The 16,729-nt window shown below is 52.1% G+C and carries 18 protein-coding genes; 7 read left to right on the top strand and 11 right to left on the bottom strand.

Annotated elements, in window-relative coordinates; genetic code table 11:
- Positions 1–171: 171 nt before the first annotated feature.
- The 4 genes from metC to ACKQAD_RS17675 form a co-directional block, all read right to left on the bottom strand.
- On the bottom strand, positions 172–1,362 hold the full coding sequence (gene metC / locus ACKQAD_RS17660; RefSeq protein ID WP_409161323.1) for a cystathionine beta-lyase: 1,191 nt from the start codon (positions 1,360–1,362) through the stop codon (positions 172–174).
- A gap of 250 nt (positions 1,363–1,612) precedes the next feature.
- A complete protein-coding gene (locus ACKQAD_RS17665; protein ID WP_409161324.1) occupies positions 1,613–2,905 on the bottom strand; it encodes a TRAP transporter large permease in 1,293 nt (430 codons plus the stop codon).
- A 15-nt stretch (positions 2,906–2,920) separates the two neighbouring features.
- Positions 2,921–3,427, bottom strand: a complete 507-nt coding sequence (locus ACKQAD_RS17670) for a TRAP transporter small permease (protein WP_409161325.1) — start codon at positions 3,425–3,427, stop codon at positions 2,921–2,923.
- 196 nt (positions 3,428–3,623) lie between these two features.
- A complete protein-coding gene (locus tag ACKQAD_RS17675) occupies positions 3,624–4,601 on the bottom strand; it encodes a TRAP transporter substrate-binding protein (RefSeq protein WP_409161326.1) in 978 nt (325 codons plus the stop codon).
- A 673-nt stretch (positions 4,602–5,274) separates the two neighbouring features.
- Between ACKQAD_RS17675 and exbB the strand changes: the two genes are divergently transcribed.
- Both exbB and exbD read left to right on the top strand, forming a co-directional pair.
- Positions 5,275–6,279 carry a tol-pal system-associated acyl-CoA thioesterase gene (gene exbB / locus ACKQAD_RS17680; protein ID WP_409161327.1) on the top strand — a complete coding sequence of 335 codons (1,005 nt, stop codon included), beginning with the start codon at positions 5,275–5,277 and terminating at the stop codon, positions 6,277–6,279.
- 3 nt (positions 6,280–6,282) lie between these two features.
- The gene (exbD, locus tag ACKQAD_RS17685; protein ID WP_409161328.1) at positions 6,283–6,708 is read left to right on the top strand and encodes a TonB system transport protein ExbD; all 426 of its coding nucleotides are present in this window, start codon (positions 6,283–6,285) and stop codon (positions 6,706–6,708) included.
- A gap of 116 nt (positions 6,709–6,824) precedes the next feature.
- Here exbD and ACKQAD_RS17690 read toward each other — a convergent pair whose 3' ends face one another.
- The 4 genes from ACKQAD_RS17690 to cscK all read right to left on the bottom strand — a co-directional run bounded on the left by ACKQAD_RS17690 (position 6,825) and on the right by cscK (position 11,981).
- A complete protein-coding gene (locus ACKQAD_RS17690) occupies positions 6,825–7,844 on the bottom strand; it encodes a substrate-binding domain-containing protein (protein WP_409161329.1) in 1,020 nt (339 codons plus the stop codon).
- Between the two features lie 30 nt (positions 7,845–7,874).
- Entirely contained in the window at positions 7,875–9,284 is a 1,410-nt protein-coding gene (locus ACKQAD_RS17695) for a glycoside hydrolase family 32 protein (protein WP_409161330.1), read from the bottom strand.
- Entirely contained in the window at positions 9,284–10,654 is a 1,371-nt protein-coding gene (locus ACKQAD_RS17700) for a sucrose-specific PTS transporter subunit IIBC (protein WP_409161331.1), read from the bottom strand. The genes ACKQAD_RS17695 and ACKQAD_RS17700 overlap by 1 nt, the downstream gene beginning before the upstream one ends.
- A gap of 391 nt (positions 10,655–11,045) precedes the next feature.
- Positions 11,046–11,981: a fructokinase gene (cscK, locus tag ACKQAD_RS17705; RefSeq protein ID WP_409161332.1), complete on the bottom strand. Its 936-nt coding sequence runs from the start codon at positions 11,979–11,981 to the stop codon at positions 11,046–11,048.
- A gap of 480 nt (positions 11,982–12,461) precedes the next feature.
- On the opposite strand from cscK, the gene ACKQAD_RS17710 reads away from it, so the two are divergent.
- Entirely contained in the window at positions 12,462–13,013 is a 552-nt protein-coding gene (locus tag ACKQAD_RS17710) for a bactofilin family protein (protein ID WP_409161333.1), read from the top strand.
- Positions 13,014–13,258: 245 nt separating this feature from the next.
- Positions 13,259–13,717, top strand: coding sequence for a hypothetical protein (locus ACKQAD_RS17715; protein ID WP_409161334.1), 459 nt, complete (start codon positions 13,259–13,261; stop codon positions 13,715–13,717).
- A gap of 84 nt (positions 13,718–13,801) precedes the next feature.
- On the opposite strand, the gene ACKQAD_RS17720 is transcribed toward ACKQAD_RS17715, so the two are convergent.
- Both ACKQAD_RS17720 and ACKQAD_RS17725 read right to left on the bottom strand, forming a co-directional pair.
- Positions 13,802–14,017 (bottom strand): hypothetical protein, encoded by a 216-nt coding sequence (locus tag ACKQAD_RS17720; protein WP_409161335.1) that lies wholly within the window; start codon positions 14,015–14,017, stop codon positions 13,802–13,804.
- Positions 14,018–14,025: 8 nt separating this feature from the next.
- Entirely contained in the window at positions 14,026–14,208 is a 183-nt protein-coding gene (locus ACKQAD_RS17725; RefSeq protein ID WP_409161336.1) for a hypothetical protein, read from the bottom strand.
- A gap of 269 nt (positions 14,209–14,477) precedes the next feature.
- On the opposite strand from ACKQAD_RS17725, the gene ACKQAD_RS17730 reads away from it, so the two are divergent.
- The 3 genes from ACKQAD_RS17730 to ACKQAD_RS17740 all read left to right on the top strand — a co-directional run bounded on the left by ACKQAD_RS17730 (position 14,478) and on the right by ACKQAD_RS17740 (position 16,174).
- Positions 14,478–14,924, top strand: coding sequence for a winged helix-turn-helix transcriptional regulator (locus tag ACKQAD_RS17730; RefSeq protein WP_409161337.1), 447 nt, complete (start codon positions 14,478–14,480; stop codon positions 14,922–14,924).
- Positions 14,925–14,933: 9 nt separating this feature from the next.
- Positions 14,934–15,392: a YhbP family protein gene (locus ACKQAD_RS17735; protein WP_409161338.1), complete on the top strand. Its 459-nt coding sequence runs from the start codon at positions 14,934–14,936 to the stop codon at positions 15,390–15,392.
- Positions 15,393–15,520: 128 nt separating this feature from the next.
- Complete coding sequence (locus ACKQAD_RS17740) at positions 15,521–16,174, top strand: Rossmann-fold NAD(P)-binding domain-containing protein (protein ID WP_409161339.1); 654 nt, start codon at positions 15,521–15,523, stop codon at positions 16,172–16,174.
- An 11-nt stretch (positions 16,175–16,185) separates the two neighbouring features.
- Here the strand turns inward: ACKQAD_RS17740 and nrdG are convergent, their stop codons facing one another.
- Positions 16,186–16,650, bottom strand: coding sequence for an anaerobic ribonucleoside-triphosphate reductase-activating protein (nrdG, locus tag ACKQAD_RS17745; protein WP_409161340.1), 465 nt, complete (start codon positions 16,648–16,650; stop codon positions 16,186–16,188).
- Positions 16,651–16,729: the final 79 nt, after the last annotated feature.

The following is a 16,729-nucleotide window of genomic DNA, read 5'->3' on the forward strand; positions in this document are numbered from 1 at the left end:
AGATCATAAAACTCTATGCCTGTCTTGTTTTCTGGGGATTCCTCAGCCTAAAGGGCTAATGCTTCGCGTTGTTCAAAACGTTAACGTTTTGTCCTGAAACTCGAATTATTTAGGGTATATATTTTGTTTCTTGTCGTTTGGCTGCGGTGAGCCTGCTGATATCTTGCCAGACTAAGCGCTCAGCCTACTGAAACCCGCGGCCAGATCGTCGATCAGATCGTCACTGTCTTCAAGTCCAATATGTAACCGAATAAGTGTGCCGGTAAAGTCCACGCCGCTCACCGGGCGGATAGCCGCAAGTTCTTCCGGCTGATTTGCCAGAATCAGAGACTCAAAGCCCCCCCAGGAATACGCCATGCTGAAGTGCTCAAAATGATCCAGATAGTGCGCCAGCGCCTCTTTGCTTAATTTCTCTTTCAGCACAAAGGAGAACAAGCCGTTGCAGCCGTTGAAATCGCGTTCGTAGAATTCATGCCCTTTGCATCCCGGCAGCGCAGGGTGATTAACGACGGCGACTTCAGGGCGTTCCGCTAGCCATTTCGCAATGCGGATGCTGCTTTCCTGATGCTGTTTGAGCCTGACGCCCAGCGTGCGCAGGCCACGGCTGGCGACATAGGCGGTATCGGCGTCTACCATTTGCCCCATCAGGTAAGAGTGTTCGCGCAACTGCGCCCAGCAGCGCTCATTCGCCACCGCCGTACCGAGCATGGCATCGGAATGGCCGACGATGTATTTCGTACCCGCCTGAATGGAGATATCAATATCGAAGTCGAGCGCTTTGAATAAAATGCCTGCTGCCCAGGTATTATCAATCATGATAACGATGTCGGGATTGATGCGGCGCACGGCTTGTACGATCGCTGGCACATCATGGACTTCCATGGTGATGGAGCCGGGCGATTCGAGAAAGACGACTTTGGTATTGGGCTGGATCAGTTCGGCAATGCCGGCACCGATGAGCGGATCGAAATAGGTGGTGCTGACGTTCATTTTTTTGAGCACTTTGGTGCAGAAATCCTGTGTGGGTTCGTAGGCCGACTCCGTCACCAGAATATGATCGCCTGCCGTGACGAAAGAGAAGATCGCGTTAGAAACGGCAGCCGCTCCACAAGGATATAACGCGCAACCTGCGCCGCCTTCCAGCTCCACCATCGCTTCCTGAAATGAGAAATGGGTTAGCGTACCGCGGCGACCATAGAACAGCGCCCCTTTAGCCCGGTTAATGGCGGCATGCTTCTTGTCCTGCACGGTATCGAATACCAGCGAAGAAGCGCGCTGGATAACGGGATTTACGGAACCGTGGGTGAATTTCTTACTGCGTCCTGCGGCGACTAACGCGGTTGCCGGTTTTTTGCTTGTCATAACCACTATTACCTTTTCTATTCAATCCTGCCGGATGATCCAATACGCCAGATATTCCTGATAGCAAAAGTGTGAGGAAATAAGGAGGCGTTATTCGATGTATTAACCCTACGTTATCACGGCTGGGGCGGCATGTGGGCTTGAGTAGGGTAAGATTAGAGGTAGGTGAAAATATTTCAGGTAGGGAAAGGCAAGGAAAGCGCCATGTCTTCTGTATTGCAGTTAATCAACATGGCGCAATTTTAATGTGCTAACCCGTATGCACGCCGAAGAATTTGGGCAGCCAGAGCGAGATGGCGGGAATATAAGTGACCAGCATTAGCACCATGAAAAGCCCACAGTAGAAAGGCAGCATCGCTTTCACGACCTGTTCTATCTTCTGCTTACTTACCGCACTGGCGACAAAAAGTACTGACCCCACCGGCGGTGTAATCAGGCCGATCCCGAGGTTCACCAGCATGATCATGCCGAAATGCACCGGATCGATACCGAGCGAGAGGGCGACGGGCAGCAGAACGGGCGTTAGGATCAGGATCAGCGGCGCCATGTCCATCAGCGTACCGATTAGCAGCAGCATGATGTTAATCCACATCAGGATGATGTACTTGTTATCCGAAATGGAGGTGAAAAACTCGGTAATTCGGGCGGGCAACTGCATGTAGGTCATAATGGCACCGAATGCGGAGGCGAAGCCGATCAGGATCATCACGATCGTCACGGTTTTGACCGTGCGGTACATCAGCCTGGGCAGTTCCGACCACTTGTAATCTTTATAGATAAACATGGTCACGAAAAAGGACCACAGACAGGCGATGGCCGCAGACTCAGTCGCGGTAAAAATACCGGACAGAATCCCGCCCATGATGATGACGACCGTCATCAATCCCCACAGGGTATCGACAAAGATTTTCAGCGCCTGACGGAACGGTACACGTTCACCTTTTGGATAACCGCGCCGATGGGCAAAACCAACACACATCACCATCATGGTCAGGCTGAGCAGCAGACCGGGTAGGATCCCTGCGATAAACAGCGAGGCAATCGAAACTGTACCACCGGTGGCCAGCGAGTAGATTACAGAGTTGTGGCTCGGCGGGGTCAGAATGGCCTGCACGGAACCGCTGGCGGTGACGGCAGCGGAGAAATCACGCGGATAACCTTTTTTCTCCATCTCTGGGATCATCACCGAACCGATTGAAGCCGTGTCTGCGACGGAAGAGCCGGAGATTGCACCGAAAAACGTTGAGGCGACGATGTTAACCAGCGATAAGCCGCCGCGAATAAAGCCGACAAAGATGTAAGCGAAGCTGACCAGCCGACGAGCGATGCCGCCTTCGGCCATGATTGCCCCGGCCAGAATAAAAAAAGGAATTGCCAGCAGCGAAAATTTGTTCACGCCGTTGGTAATCTGGATCATGACCGCCTCAAGTGGTAGATCGATCCAAAACGCGCCAACAATGGCGCTCAACCCGACCGCGTAGGCGACGGGAACGCCAACCGCTAACAGCACAGCCAGTGAGGCTATGAGAATAAATGCATCCATGGTATTGGCTCCGAATTAAGCACTGCCAAGCATTACCACAGGGCGTTTATCCTGCGGGCCGAAAAACATTTTTTCGATGATGAAGAGTACGGTGATGAATGAACCGAGAGGCAGCGGTAAATAACTTTCACCCGCGGTTAATAATGGGAACTCCGCCACGGGTTGTTCCCATAATTCCAGACAAAGCAATGTGCTGTAATAGAGAATAAACAGGCTGATCAGGAGCATCAGGATATTAGACAGATGAACGCAAATCTTCTTACCGGATTCTGGCAATCTGTCGGTTAACATACTGACAGCAATATGTGAGTTGGAACGATAACTGACGGCGGCGCCGACAAAAGTAAATGTCACCATACAAATAATTGAAATGGGTTCTGGCCAGGATAATGCGGCATTTAATACATAGCGTGCGAATATTCCGACTGGAATCACTAGCGTCATAATTAATAACGCCACACCAGAAACCCACATGGCAATACGATAGAGTACATCCATACTAGAAAGATAATATTGTGCCATTGTGCCACCTATATTCGCTAAGTAGTAATCGAAGAAGAATTGTTGATATCAGGGGCGAATAAATAGAGTGCTATTTATGATGTTGCTGACAAATCCGTGGCGCGGTGATAATGGAAATCTATCCACTATCACCGTTTTCATTGCGTAAATCCGTTAGCCAAGAGTCCGCTATTTATCCGCTGAGATGAGAGACTGATTATTGGACGTCAGCGACGGCTTTAATCAGATCCTGATATTTGGCACCAAACTGATCGCGTACGGGCTGTGTGGCTTTGAAATAATACTCGGTATCCATGTCATGGAACTGAACACCGCCAGCTTTCATTTTATCCAGAGATTGCTGAGTATATTCATTCCACAGCACACGCTGTTCTTGCTGCGCTTCTTTCGCTAGCTTCAGGATAAGGTCCTGATCCTCTTTAGAAAGTTTGTCCCATTTGGTTTTGGAATACAGGAACAGCTCAGGAATAATGAAGTGGCGGCTCCAGGTGTAGTTTTTCACTACGGGCAGGTAGTTGTGTGCGACAAACGTCGGCGGGTTATTTTCAGTGCCGTCAATCACGCCGGTTTGCATGCCGCTGAAGACTTCACTGACGCCCATCGCGATTGAGTTGGCCCCCATTGCTTTTAACGTTGCCAGCGCGACCGGGCTACCCTGGACGCGAATTTTCATGCCCTTGAGGTCTTCGGGTTTCACCACCGGCTGTTTGGTGATTAAGTTACGCGTTCCCGCATCCATCCAGCCGAGAAAAACCAGTTTGGATTTGCTGTTGTTAGTAATTTTGTCTCCAATCTCCTGACCGATTTTTCCATCCAGCACTTGATGCATATGATCTTCATCACGGAAAATATAGGGCAGCGTGAAGACTTCTATTTCCGGTAAAATAGCAGCAACGGGCGTCATTGATACACGGATAATATCAATCGCGCCGAGCTGTGCCTGCTCAATCATTTGTTTTTCATCACCCAAGACTCCACCGGGGAAGGTTTTAATTTCCAGTCGGCCATTTGTGGCGGCTTTTAATTTCTCTCCCATTTTCTGAACGGCAACGACATTAGGGTAACCTTCCGGGTGAACATCAGAGGCTTTAATTTGTTGTGCCTGAATCGCTTGGCTCATCAGGAGTACGGTAGATCCCAGACAAGCGCCGATCAATGTTTTTGACAGCTTCATTGAATTATCTCCAAAGATGGGGGTGATATTATCGATAATAAAATGGTGATTTAAAAATATAAGTCTATGAAAAATAGCGTAATGAATAGTGGGTTTACGGCTGAGAAAACGGCTGCCGGATTACATTATTCTTGGGGCAGCATCAGTATGCTCTGCGAGTTAAGCTAACCTATTATACAACTTCGTAGAATGACTCGTGTCACAAAAGAAAAAGCTAATATGAAATGCTGTTTTATATGGGTTTCATTCCTGTTTACCTCACGGGATTATACGTAACATTGTGTTTTATTTATCTTATTATTCATCTTGTTATCTATTTATTTCATTAAACCTGTCGCCAGCCATCATGAAATGGTGTGATAACTTAATGTTGATCACAAAACGTCGATCATAAAAACCCCACCGTATTGTCGATGTTTTAGATCGATCTCCTGCCGATATATTTATGAATGCTCTTCTTAGTAGTTTTTTTATACCTTTCGTGTTGATGTGCGGGGGAATACCCCCAAAAACCCTGTCAGAACACAAGAAAAAGTATGTTATCTGGTGTAAATAATAATGAGAACGACTATCAATTCGTTCAGGGTTTGGTATCATTTCAGGCTGCGTTATTGTGGCATTATACCTGCGGGTATGTGCAGGTACTGTACAGAATGAATGGTGGAGGCACAGCGTGAAGACTGCTGTCAGTAATACAACTCAACAGGTGTTATCAACCTGGCAAAAAAAACGTGGCGCATTCAGCGCATTTTCCCGTAGCGTGCTGGTTATCCTGCTGTGTACGGCGGGACTAAGTGGAAATGCGTTTGCGGCTCCTGCAACGACGCCGTTATCGACAGAGAATGCAGCACCTGCCACTCAGCCTGCTGCGGCATCCCCTTCAGCCCCTGTGACAACCGATGCTCCTGCCTCAGCACTCTCGCTTCCAGCGACTGCGGCACCAGGCACCAATAACCTGATGAAAACCGATTTGTCCGTCTGGGGTATGTACCAGCACGCTGATGCTGTGGTGAAAACGGTGATGATCGGTCTGCTGCTGGCTTCCGTGATTACCTGGGCGATCTTCTTCAGTAAAAGCGTTGAGATGTCTGGTGCGAAACGCCGTCTGCGCCGTGAATATTTGGCATTAGAACAGGCGAAAACGCTGGATGATGCGCTGGAAACGGCGGACGCGTTCAAAGCAGGCAGCGTTGCACAGCAACTGTTGGTTGATGCGCAGAACGAACTAGAACTTTCCGCACGTTCGGATGACAACAACGGAATTAAAGAGCGCACCGCGTTTCGTCTGGAGCGTCGCGTGGCGGCTACCGGGCGTCACATGGGGCGTGGTAACGGCTATCTGGCCACGGTCGGTGCGGTGGCGCCGTTCGTCGGGCTGTTTGGTACGGTATGGGGCATTATGAACAGCTTCATCGGTATCGCACAGACGCAAACCACCAATCTGGCGGTAGTGGCTCCGGGGATTGCAGAAGCTCTGCTGGCGACGGCGATTGGTCTGGTTGCCGCGATTCCTGCGGTTGTCATCTATAACGTCTTTGCACGTTCGATTGCCAGCTACAAAGCGATGGTCGGCGATGTGGCTGCACAGGTGCTGCTGCTGCAAAGTCGCGATCTCGACGTGGCTGCCAGCAATGATAACCGGGCGTCTTCAGCAGCGCATAAACTGCGGGTGGGTTAAGTCATGGCGATGCATTTGAAGGAGGACGTGAGTGATGACGGTGAAATGCATGACATTAACGTCACGCCGTTCATTGACGTCATGCTGGTTCTGCTGATTATCTTCATGGTGGCGGCACCGTTGGCAACGGTGGACATTCGTGTCGATCTGCCCGCCTCATCGGCAGCACCTCAGCCGCGCCCGGAAAAACCGCTTTATCTGACGGTAAAAGCGGATAAGCAAATGTTCCTGGGGGAAGAGGTGGTGAGCGAGCAATCTCTGGCTCAGGTACTGGACGCGAAAACCAGCACTAACAAAGAAACGACCATCTTCTTTCAGGCGGATAAAAGCGTCGATTATGAAACCATCATGAGCGTGATGGATTCACTGCGTAAAGCAGGCTACCTCAAGGTTGGTCTGGTCGGTGCGGAAACCGCAGCCGCTAAATAACGGCTGAGTGGGTGTTTTAGGAAGGAATGCGGTGGGAAATTCAAACCGCGTTCCTTTTTTTATGCCTGTCTTTTGTGCGTATAGCTTGATGTATAAGGCTGGCAGGAGGCGTTGGCTTATGCCTGTGAGTCAGGATGACGCCAGTGAATACGCGTCGGAATATAGCGCCGATCTTCTTCAAGAGGCTGCTGTGCAATCAGGCTGGTCACCATCTCAAAACTGCTGCGCGCCAGGTTTTCACAATCCTGCGCTACGGTATCGATCTTCAGCGGTAAACAATCAAACAGATAGTGATCGTCAAAGCAGCATAGTCGGATGCCACTTTCCATCAGGTTATGCTGGCTCATATAACGCAGTACGCCTTCCATCAGACCACAGGCGGCAACAAACAGCGCTTTTGGCGGGCGACTCAGTGTGGCACACAATTGGGCAAACATTTCATAACCCGCGCTGGGGTGGTAGCTGCCGTGAATAATCCACTCCGGCTTACAATCGATACCTGCGCGTGCCAGCCCGAGCTGGAAGCCTTCCAGACGGTGGCGAGTCGGAGAAATTCTCGGCTGACCGCCAAGAAAATAGAATTCATCACGATGTTGGCGGGCGATGCGCTCAACCATTTCCGCGGTGGATTCCACCGCTTCGGAAATCACCATCGGCAACGTGGAATCGCCGATCACCCGGTCAAATTGTATGACAGGCAACTGCTGATTAATTTTCTGATATTCGGTATCACTCAACAGGCTGGAGGCGACGATCAAGCCATCGACCTGGCGTTGCACCAGACTGTTGACCGCCATCATCTCCTGACTGGCGTTTTCGTCGGTGCAGGCAATCAGCAGCTGTAGCCCTGCTTCACGGCACAGCATCTCCAACTCGCGGGAAATGACGGCAAAGCCGTAGTTGGTCATTTCCGGCACCACCAGTCCCAGCGTGTTGCTGCGTGAGGAACGCAGTGAACGGGCGTGAATGCTAGGCTGGTAACGCTGCTCATGTGCTACGGCTAAAATGCGATCGCGGGTTTCATCAGAAACACGAAATTCTTTGCTGCGTCCGTTAAGTACCAAACTGGCGGTGGATTTTGATACACCGGCAATCGCAGCTATGTCACTGATTGTTATGCGTTTAGTTGGTTTCACCACGAGATCTGCTATCAGAAAAAAGGAACGTTATTCTATCACGCATGGTGCTAACAGCCAGTGCTGTAGCGTTAATCGCCCAGAGCCGCTGAACGTCATCGTCGCTTCACTTTCCGGGAAATAGCGTGCAGACATCACAGCCTCGCCGTCGTTGATAAAAATTTCAACGCTGGAACGATCGCACAGTATCTGCAATTGGCTCAGGTCGCCACGCCAGTAGCGATGTTCGGGTTCGCTGGTGCGCCGATTACGTCGGCTCAGCGTGACGCGCTCCCCATCCCAACAGAGAACGAGCAGCGAGGCGAGGCTGAGCTGGAATTCCCCCTGAACGGTGATGAGGATTTCCGCGCTGCTGGCATGCAGCGGGGACGCGTAGTCTGCGGCACCATGCCAGGTGTAGTGCTGCCTGCGTAGCTGTTGCAGTTCACGTGCGGGACGTTGATAAATGCGCTCGCCGTGCAGCGTGAGTTCACGCGGGCAGGTCATGGTGTGGATCCAGCCGTATTCGATTGTCGGTTCAAAAAATTCATTATCGTCGGGAATCGACATCCAGCCGAACAGCAGGCGTCGCCCGTCTTCACTCTGTGTGGTTTGTGGGGCGTAAAACTCAAAACCGAGATCCAGTTCGTGGAAACCCTGATGCGGATAAGCGCCGTTGTCGTAATTGAGTGAACCGATGAAATAGCCTGCCTGGAAGGTGTTCAGGTAGCGCTCTTCCTCGGCGGGAACGCCTTGCGGGCAACAGATCAGTACGTCCTTTTCATCCAACGGGAACAGGTCCGGGCACTCCCACATGTAGCCAAAATCACCTAACCCGCCCAAACGGGAGCCGGCGATCTCACCGATCTTTTCCCACGTCAACAGATCGTCAGAACGGTAGAGCAGTACTTTCCCTTGCAAGTCGAGATCCTGTGCGCCTAGCACCATGTACCAGCGGTCGTCATGACGCCATACTTTCGGATCGCGAACGTGCCCTGTGTAGCCGTCAGGGAGCGTCAGAACCGATCCCAGTTTGTCATATTCACCGTTAGGATTCTCTCGGGCGAGGCATTGGAACGCAGTACGTGAGCCATCATCGTATTTCACGTTACCCGTATACATCAGCATGATCGCACCCTGATCCACCACGGCAGAGCCGGAGTAGCAGCCGTGGCTTTCATAGCTTTCACTCGGCACCAGTGCGACGGGTTCATGCGTCCAGTTCACCAGGTCGTCGGAGCTCCAGTGCCCCCAGAATTTTGCTCCGTGGGCACAAGATAAAGGATTCCACTGATAAAACAGATGGTAACGCTCATTGTGATGAATAAATCCGTTCGGATCGTTGAGCAAACCCACGCACGGTGACAGATGCCATTCCGGGCGATACGGGTCTTCCTGTTTCCGTGAGTAGCCTGACATCAGGGCGTGCGTCATGCGCTTTAGTAAGTGGACTTGCTTCATTATTCGCTATCCGTTTTATATTTCAGCAGTAAGGAAATGACAAAGGCAGCACCGAACGCAATGAACATCCCAATCAGGTAGTTAAGCATCGATCCGCCTTGCACAATGGCCAGACCTGGAAAACCAGTCAGCCCGACGGCCGTCATATTGACGTGATGGAAGACGACCCACGCGCCACCAAGCGCACCGCCTGCCAGTGCGGCCAGGAATGGTTTAATAAAGCGCAGGTTGATACCAAATATCGCCGCTTCTGTGATGCCCAGCAGACAAGAAAGTCCTGCGGGAACGGCAATCGCTCGGGTTTTAGCATCACGCGTTTTGAAGTATACCGCCAGACACGCGCCACCCTGTGCCACGTTCGCCATCGCCCAAATCGGCAGTAGGAAGTTGACGCCGATATTCGGGTTGCCAAGCAGTCCGGCTTCAATCGCATGGAAGCTGTGATGAACGCCGGTGATGACGATAACGGAGTAGAGGCCGCCAAACAGCAAACCGGCCAGCCAGCCCGCGTGGGCAATCAAGGTGCTGAGTAAGAAAGAAATGCCATCGCCCAGTGCACGCCCCGCAGGCCCAATGATCAGCATAGCGACTAAGCCGGAAATGATGACCGTGAGGAACGGCGTGACGATGATGTCTAGTGCATCAGGTACGGTTTTACGCAGGCGCTTTTCCACGATGCTCATGAACCAGACGGCCAGTAGTACCGGAAACACGGTGCCCTGATAGCCGATCATGGCGATGTCCATGCCGAAGAAATGCATGGTCTCGAAGCCCCCCGCGACGCCCCAGGCGTTGGTCAGCGCTGGGTGAGTCAGGATGCCGCCCAGCGTCGCGCCCAGATAGGGATTACCGCCGAATTCCCGAGCGGCGGTAAAACCGATCAGGATAGGCAGGATAATAAAGGCAGCGGAGCTGAACATATCCAGCATCACGAAGATCGCGCTGCTGGCATCGACCCAGCCATAGGTTTTGATCATACCGAGCAGCCCCATCAACAAACCGGAAGCGATAATCGCTGGCATGATAGGGACGAAGATGTTCGAGAGCAGACGCGCCAGACGTTGCAGTGGATTCAGCTTTTTCGCCGCGATAGAGGCGGCTTCGGACTTGCTTGATTCACTGATGCCTGCCGCTTTGATGAACTCGGCATACACCTTGTTGACCAGACCTGTGCCGAAAATGATCTGCATTTGTCCCGCGTTCTGGAAACAGCCTTTCACGCCGTCAACGTTCTCGATCGCTTTCTTGTCAGCCAGACTGTCGTCATTCAGCACCAGACGCAGACGAGTCGCGCAGTGGGCAGCACTGGCGATATTCTCTTTACCGCCGAGGAGGGGGATGAGCGCGGCGGCGGTGTTGTTGATATCCATGTTATTCCTCTTTTTCAATCGGATATGCAGTTTCTTTGGCGTCGATTAAGGCGTCATCGACGCTAAGGTCAGGCAATTATCAGAACCAGGTTTCCATCTGGATGCCGAAGTTCCATTCGCCGCCAGCTTTAAAGCTGGTGGAGCCAAACGTATCTTCACTGGAGTAACAATCCTATCGTCACAGCAAGGTGGCTTAGTTTCATTTTTTCGTTCTCGTCGTGAAGGAGAGGTATTATTTTTGTATTTCTCATATTTAGCTAAATTGCTAAACCGATTTTTCATGAGGAAAATAAAAGCCATCAGGAGGGGGAGCAAGAAATTTCACTCACCCGATTCTGTAACTGTGATCCTGACTACAAAACCGGGCGGTAACCGCATTAAATGGAAGGAGTTAGGGGGTGACTAAGGGAAACGTGTCTAACTGTTGAGCATACGGGAGTGCGGTCATTGCGCCTTTTGCCGTGGTGGCAAGTGCGCCGCACCGCTGTGCCTGCGCGATAATCGGATCCCAGCTAAGCGGCTGTGACAGATCGTCATACTGCGCCAGACCGTGCAGTAAACCGGCAACGAAGGCGTCTCCTGCACCCGTGGTGTCGACGGGGGTCACTGACGGTGCGGCAAAGTGTCGTAGCTGGTGGCGATCGTGTAGCCAGACCCCTTCGCTGCCCAACGTTACCAGCAATAGCCGAGTGGGGTAGCGCTGCATAAACTGCTGAATCCCTGCTTCAACATCCGGTGTTGAACAGAGAAAGGCCAGCTCTTCGCGCGACAGCTTCACCACGTCGGCCAGCATCAGTGCTTGTGTCAGACAGTCGCGCAGTTCCTGCTCGCTTTGCCAGAGATCGTCACGGATATTCGGGTCGAAGCTAACTCGCCCCAGCGCGGCTTTTATCTGCCGCATTGCCTCAAAGGCGGTACTGCGCGAAGGTTCCTGCGAGAGTGCGATCGAGCAGAGATGCAGCCATTCTCTTCGGTTGAACATCGGCAGATCTTCCGGCTGTAAAAACAGGTCAGCACTCGGGCGTACCAGAAACGTGAAGGCGCGTTCTCCTGCTTCATCGAGGCTCACGACCACGGTTGAGGTTCGGTGGAGTTTGTCGTGCGCCATGTGATGAGTATCGACGTTCTGCTGTTCCAGCACCGTTTTTAGAAAATGGCCAAAAACATCGTCACCGACGCGACCAATAAAAGCGCTGTTTCCCCCCAGTCTGGCAATGCCGACCGCGACATTGGCTGGAGCGCCGCCGGGACATTTCAGATAGCGTTCCGTATCTTCCGGGATGAGATCGACAACTGCGTCGCCCATGACCCAAATTCTGTTTGCCATAACGTTACTCTTATCAGCGATAATCAGACTGTTTGCTAAAATAGAAGAATCGGTTTAGCTAAGCAATACCCTTCACCGAAGAGACGCATACACATCAATAAAACGCACTTTCCCACATCGCGCTGGTGAAAATTTATGCGATAGTCATCACGTCGCCACGGTCATCGGACTAAATAAAAGAGCTGACCATCCGATAGTTATGGGGCGTGGCTAAATGAATTCGGGAATCAAGCCGCAAAAAGGACGAATAAGGACGAATGGAGAAGGATATGCATCACCCCACCTCTTTCCGGGGTTACCCCGGTGCGTAATTACAACCTGCTTTGGGGAATATGGGCGTTATGGGCCTTGTTGGTCGTTGCCTGGCTTATTGATATTTATAGCGAATTCCCCCTTCGCTATTACGGTCAGGGAGTGACTGCCGTACTAGCCGCGAGTGCCGTGATCGCATTTTTCTATACTGTTAAAAGGAATAACACGATGTTTTCATTTGATAAAAACAAAAAAGATGCAAAAGAACCGCAAGAGCGCAGTGAAATAAACAGCTCTCTCGCTATCAGCCCATCGAACGAGTTGATTAATTCAGTGAACCCTGTGCGCGTGAAAAAAGACACCTTCATTTCTCAGGGCGCACGGATGACGGGCTCTCTGGCTGTGGATGGCAACATCACTGTGGAAGGTCGGGTAGAAGGTGATGTGCAGTGCGATAACACGATTAAAGTAGAGCACACCGGTCAGGTAAACGGTGAAATGAAATCGCAGCAGATCATCATCAACGGCTGCGTTGAAGGGCGCATCGCCGCCAGCGTCGTAGCCATTCTGGCGCAGGGGAAAGTATTTGGCGATATTTTCACCGACGAACTCTCCATCGAAAAAGGCGGCATCTTCACTGGCCAGTCCCACCCGCTAACCCCGCCAGCGCAAAGCCAGGAAAAGCTGACCTACGTGGAAAAGAAAAAAGAGAAAACCGCTAAAGCACCCGCCGAGCAAGAAAACGTCGTCGCGCTAGCGAGCAATGCGCCAACGGCGTGAGGTCTGTTCTTAGTTTCGGAACTCTTGCCTATTCTCCGCGCCAGCGGGGATAAACCGTGAGATGACTACATGCAAGTATATGTAGGAGGGGATTTCCCAGCACCATTAGGGCCAAATCCCGTTTCTGGGTGGCGTGATGGGGGATTGCGTGTCAGTATTAAAACACGCCAGTTTTGCACCCACCGTAATGGTGAGGTGCTATGCCGATGATTTTTGTCTTCCATACGTTACCGTAAGGAGGTGATATGAAAATTGAAGCCGCAGAGTCGTCCGTCTTTGCCAGCCAGCAGGTAATGGCGAAGCGTTCTACAGAGCATGCAGAGAAAGCGGCGCTGTCCGAACAGCTTCAGTCTTATCAGTCGGGCAGCGGTGCCGTTCCTGCAGGTGAGACGACGCGATATGATTTCACCCGCATTAGCCCAGCCGATCTGTATGAAACGGTAGAAGGCCTTGTCAGTAGTGGACGGTTGGGACGTGAAGAAGGCTCCGCGCTGCTGGGTTTTATTTCGTCGCCACGAGAGAATGTCGGCAGTGTGCCGCCTTCCAATGTGTTCCAGCCGATTAACGTTTTCGACACCATTCAGCAAGGTGTCGCGGGTGCCTCATCCCGTAGCGAAGTGCAAAATACCGAAAGCCTGCAACGTGCGGCAGAGGCGTTGAACCGCTTTCAGGGTCAGGTCTCCAGCATTAGCGTTTATGTCTAGCGCATTTCGGTGCGCCGTAGCCCGGTGATGTTTCTCTCTATCCCCGCGTTTGCGGGGATAGTCGTTTTATACCTTGCGCTTCGTTCAGCGTGGGATCTGCGCTTTGATTTCCGTCAGCAATGCGATGAGCGCCTTTACGTTGTCGTCCTGCGTGCGCCAGGATGACACGCTGATGCGTAATGCCGGACGCCCCTGCCAGACGGTGGCGCCAAACCATGCTTTGCCCGAGACCTGTAACGCTTCCCGTATCGCCGTGGTTTGGCTGTCGGTTTCTCCCCGCGGCAGAACTTGATTAAGCACGACCCGATTCAGTACCTCCAAACCTGCATGGCGCAGGCCGTCGGCGATGAATGTTGCCTGTCGGCCAGCTCGATACCCTCAGTGAGTGCCGCGAGGGCGCCTGCATCGGGGAAAACCCGACGCTGTGTACTCTCTGCCAGATAACGTCGGCCACGCGCATCGGCATCAGCCAGTAAAGTCAGTTCGCTCATGCTGTTTCCTTATCAAGGATCGTTGTGCCGTGATCAGGCGGTCAACTGCGGCGTAGTGGTGTAAAGACCGCATTCAGTGACGGATGACATGGTATGAATAGGGCTGTTTCTCATAATATTATCGCTTATCACTTGTCATGGTTTCAAAATAAAACCAGTTTAAGCATAAAAACGCTGGTTTTATTCTGCAACCAAAAAACGCACGGTCAGTTTTTCAGCCTGTGAGTTAAGGCAGGCAGGATGAACAGGAAAAAGGGGAGGAAATCATCATGATGAAGCGCAAAAGTCTGAAAGAGGGGGAGTGTCCCGTCGCCCGTGCGCTGGATGTGATTGGCGATCGCTGGGCGCTGCTGATTATTCGCGATGCTTTCGACAATCGCCGCCGTTTCAGCGATTTTCAGCGCAATTTAGGCGTTGCCAAAAATATTCTTACCGACCGTCTGCGCACGTTGGTTGACGAAGGTATTTTGTCCGTTCAGCCCGTTTCCGAAAGCTCGGCCTATCAGGAATATGTCCTGACGCCAAAAGGCGAACAGTTATTCCCGCTCGTTGTGGCGCTACGCCAGTGGGGGGAACAGCAACTGTTTGCTGAGGGGGAACCTCACTCCCTGCTATTGGATAAACACACCGGCCAGCCTCTGCAAGCCATGCTGCCGCATTCTGCGGAAGGCCAGCGAGTCGTTGGGCAGGATACATTCGTTCAGAAAGTGGATTGAGGTGCCGTCATGCAGAAAGCATCGAAAGGAACAGGCAGCGATCTTGACGCTATCTCTCGCTACCTGAAGAAGTTGCACGTACTGACATTATGCGTAGGTGAAAATTCGGAATTATGGTGTGCGAGTTGCTTCTATACTTATGACGATCAACAGATAGCCTTCTATCTGATGACGGAGTTGCAGACGCGCCACGGTGAAATGATGGCGAGGCTACCGCAGGTGGCGGGTACGGTCAGCGGCCAACCGAAGAGTGTGATGCTGATTAAAGGCGTACAGTTCCGGGGACAGGTGGTGCAGTTGGAGGGCGATGAAGCGCAGCAGGCCAGAGCGCGATACAACATGCGTTTCCCTATTGCCCGTGCATCGCAAGCGCCGATCTGGCGGCTCGATCTGACAGAAGTCAAAATGACGGACAATACGCTGGGTTTTGGTAAGAAACGCCACTGGCAGCGTGATGAGCAGGTTTAGCAAAGATAAGGTTTGTTGTGCATAGCGTTGCCACACATGGCATTTTCCATACATAGCATTTTCTCTAAATAACAACAGAAACGTAAAAAAATGGGCAAGTGAAAGACGTAGAGTAAAGGGGGAAACCGATGAGCCGGGTATTGTTATTAGGTGCAACGGGGTTAGTGGGGCACGAGTTGTTACAGCTGTTGAAAGCCAATAATCGGGTCGAGACGATCTATGCGCCGACCCGTAAGCCGCTGGCGCCTTCGGAGAAGGTGGTGAATCCGCACGATTCCGATCTGTCTGCTGCGCTAGGGCAATTGACTGACCCTGTAGACATCGCATTCTGCTGTCTGGGCTCGACGCTCAAGACGGCAGGCAGTAAGCAGGCGTTCCGCTATGTGGATTACACGCTGGTGGTGGAAGGTTCAAAAGTGGCGCTGGCACTGGGAGCGAAACATCTTTTAGTGGTTAGCTCGCTGAGTGCGAATGCGACATCGCCTTTCTTCTACTCACGGGTGAAGGGAGAAACGGAAAGATCGCTGCGGCAGCAGGGCTGGCAACATTTGACCCTGGCGCAGCCGTCGATGTTGCTGGGGGAAAGGGAAGAGAGTCGCCCGTTAGAAAGCCTGGCCGCTCCGTTGTTCCGCCTGTTCCCGTCAAAGTGGCGAGCCATTGAGGGAAAGACGGTTGCACAGGCATTGCTGAATCAGGCGTTCTCGCCGGAACCCAAAGCGCGGGTTACCGTGCTGGAATCTGACCAATTACGGTCATTGGGAAAGCAGCAAACGCTTCAGTAGCCGCTTATCGATCACCGCAGGCGGTGGACAACCTGATTACTGCTGCCGCGCCAAATCAGTGCGGGATCTTTCAGATCTTGCACAAATTTTCCATCGACTAAGACGTTGATGAGATCGACCACCTGTTGTTGCTCCGGCGTCAATTCTGCCAGCACATAGCCTGTCCAGACCCAGATATCTTTGCCTGGGCATTCTGTGCGTATACGTTCCACCAGCCGCAGGATGTCAGGCACATTCTGTGGGTGTAGCGGATCGCCGCCAGACAGCGAAATACCCTGGCGTGGAATCACCGTATCCTGAAGATCGGCGATGATCCGATCTTCCTGTTCCTGCGTAAACGGCTGGCCGGAGTTGAGTCTCCAGGTGCTTTTGTTGTAGCACCCAACACATTCATGCACGCAGCCAGCGACAAACAGCGTGCAGCGGGTGCCGGGGCCGTTGACGACATCAACGGGATAATACTGGTGGTAATTCATACTATAAGCCCATGTTATGAAGCGGGCGTGCGCTGACGGGGCCGCGAAAGCTGGGCCGCATTGCTGCGGCCCGGAAGGG

The sequence above is a fragment of the Pectobacterium artocarpous genome (assembly GCF_046159765.1).
Classification (GTDB): domain Bacteria; phylum Pseudomonadota; class Gammaproteobacteria; order Enterobacterales; family Enterobacteriaceae; genus Pectobacterium.